The sequence below is a fragment of the Mesorhizobium sp. M7A.F.Ca.ET.027.03.2.1 genome, from assembly GCF_003999175.1.
Classification (GTDB): domain Bacteria; phylum Pseudomonadota; class Alphaproteobacteria; order Rhizobiales; family Rhizobiaceae; genus Mesorhizobium.
The window spans coordinates 1-1069 of the sequence record NZ_RZOM01001488.1 but is presented as its reverse complement, the minus strand read 5'-3'; the positions used below and the strand labels follow the sequence as shown (position 1 = coordinate 1069).

General features: G+C 60.5%; 1 protein-coding gene. It reads right to left on the bottom strand.

Going from position 1 to position 1069, the window contains the following annotated elements; all coding sequences use genetic code 11:
* Nucleotides 1-373: 373 nt before the first annotated feature.
* Nucleotides 374-721, bottom strand: a complete 348-nt coding sequence (locus EN750_RS35850; protein ID WP_127399388.1) for a hypothetical protein — start codon at nucleotides 719-721, stop codon at nucleotides 374-376.
* Nucleotides 722-1069 lie beyond the last annotated feature (348 nt).

Sequence of the window (1069 nt, the reverse complement as noted above, 5' to 3'; positions counted from 1 at the left end):
ATGATATTGCTTCTGAAATCAGGAGGACGTGCGGCTCCCGTATCCGCGTGATGCCCCGACCCAGAGCTTCGCGTGAAAGCCAGCCGGGAGCACGGTGAGCGTCGCCAAGCCTTGTGGACGACATCAACGATGTCCGCTGCGCAAGCATTCGCTCGACCTTCAACTTAAGGACGGTCAGGACCGAAAACCGTCGACATGTAGTAGATCAGCGCGGCGCCATCCCAGCGAGGTTGCCTTCAGTAACGAAATGAACTCGTTGACCGGGCCGGCAGTGCGACACGCAGCGCCTGAGGCAGGATGATCAGGAAGAATAGCGACCCGGGTGCAGGCCGAGGGCCGCCGCGCCTTCCGATTGTCCCTTGCCGATGGCTGCTTAGGAACTGCGAAGAATCTCGGCCAGGTTGGCATTCTGGATCAACGTCAAGGCAAGAAGGGCCGCGATGAAAGACGTGAACCAGTTCGATTGGAACACCGCCCGAGATTTGCGGCAGCCCATTCCAGATGAACAGCAGCACGAGCAGCGCCGGCGCACCGCGAAGAGCCAGACGAGGCGACGATAAACAGACGGACCCAGCGCCGCTTGGACGTGGCCAGCGCCGCTGTTGCCGGGGATATGGTCAAGTCGACCGACATCACGACAACCGAAAGAATCAAGGTCAGCAGGGTCCCCTTGGGGAGGGCAGCCGAACAATGCCGTCAGGAAGAGCTTGTCGACGACCACGGCGCCCTTCCCTCAATTGAGGCCGAGTGCTTGACGTCGGTAGTGGTGCCCGGGAGGTTCCATTTCTTCAGCAGCGTCAGCATCTCGCCGCTCGCCTGCATCGCCTCGAGTCGCCTTGACCAGTTGCTCGCGATCATCGCCGCTTTTTCTCAGACAGATTCCGTAGGTTCGCCCCCGCCATAGTTGTACCGAACGTGCAGCCGACCTGACATCTGCTGGATGCGGAACCGCCGTCGTGTCCTGGGCGATTGTTGCGCGGCTCCGTCTGTCCCGCTCAACGAGCAACTCTTCCTCCTTCTACAGAAGGCGCTCTAACTGACTGGCGCTGTAGGCATCGATGACCAGACC